The organism is Flavobacterium solisilvae (assembly GCF_012911605.1).
Lineage (GTDB): Bacteria > Bacteroidota > Bacteroidia > Flavobacteriales > Flavobacteriaceae > Flavobacterium > Flavobacterium solisilvae.
This window is the reverse complement of record NZ_JAAMPT010000163.1, coordinates 1-1157: the sequence shown is the minus strand read 5'-3', so window position 1 is coordinate 1157 and position 1157 is coordinate 1. Positions and strand designations below refer to the sequence as shown.

1 protein-coding gene is annotated in these 1157 nt (G+C 35.0%); it reads left to right on the top strand.

Annotation, left to right across the window (positions count from 1 at the left end; genetic code table 11):
• The first annotated feature begins 174 nt into the window (after nt 1-174).
• Nucleotides 175-888, top strand: a complete 714-nt coding sequence (locus G6042_RS00765; RefSeq protein WP_169522367.1) for a DUF6994 family protein — start codon at nt 175-177, stop codon at nt 886-888.
• The last annotated feature ends 269 nt before the right edge of the window (nt 889-1157 follow it).

Sequence of the window (1157 nt, the reverse complement as noted above, 5' to 3'; positions counted from 1 at the left end):
GTTGCGAGCTATTCCTTGTATATGTTGCATCACTAAAAATAATGAATTTATCTTTTTCTTACAACTATTTTACTATATTTGGTACTAGGATTGTGGAGGTTTTTTCACAGTCTGACGTTACAGGCAAGCGTAGGACGACACGACCCGACAATAAAAATGAAATTTAAAGTATAAATGACAGAACAAATTGATATAGATTTTGACTTTCGACAAGACAGTAAATGTGGCGACCCTGATACGGACAGTCCAAAATTATATGAAACTCACAAGTTGTTATGGAGTAAAGAATTACCAAACGGAAAAGAATTCATCTTGGAAATTAAAGGAGACAGTTATGGAAGATTTCTTTTGAAAAACAACTTTACAATGAATTTGTCAAGCGACAGAATGTGTCCTCATTTTGACGGAAAATATAATAACAAGTTTGACGGTTGGCTTTCAGATATTGAAAGAGAAGAACTAAAACATAAGGTGCGGACAATTGGCGGACACATTGTTTTTCCAGCACATAAAAAGAATGGATTTACAATTAATCAAGCCAGAGGAGTAAGTAGAATAATTTGTGACAGATTTGACTTGACATTGGAGTGCATAAGACGTTTTTACAAAGACGAAGAAAGTCCACTTTCAAAGACAATCACAAACTACAAAGACTTTTTTGACTTGTTCGTGGACTTCAAAGGCTATGTTGGCTTTTTCCATTTACAAGACTTTATTGACCAACAAGAGCAAATTGAATTTTCTTTACCGTTTGACAATTTCAACAGACCGCCATTGCCTCAGACAATTGACGAGTATAGACAATATAAAAAACATACTTTAGATTTAGTGGAGAAAAGAAATAAACGTATTTTGGAAACCATAACAAGCGGACAATATGCAAATTGAAAAGCACATAAAGACAAGAACGCCAGCCTGTAACAGCCGTTTTGCAAAAGCGGGGGTTTCGTGCTTCTATGACAGTGAAGTGCTAAATTCAAGCTTTGTGCATCTAATGAAGTTTAGTGCTGAAAATCCCCGCCTTCGCAAAGCGGCAAAACGTCAGGTTGTGAAAAAACTCCATTTTCAATACAAATTCACCTAGTTAAAAGCTTATAAATTGGTTTTAAGCCAAGGTATATTTTGAAGTAGTTTGATTTGTTCCCAAAATGATACGA

Coding starts and splice junctions, on each gene's coding strand:
- G6042_RS00765 (WP_169522367.1), top strand. CDS start 175: ATGACAGAACAAATTGATATAGATTTTGACTTTCGACAAGACAGTAAA.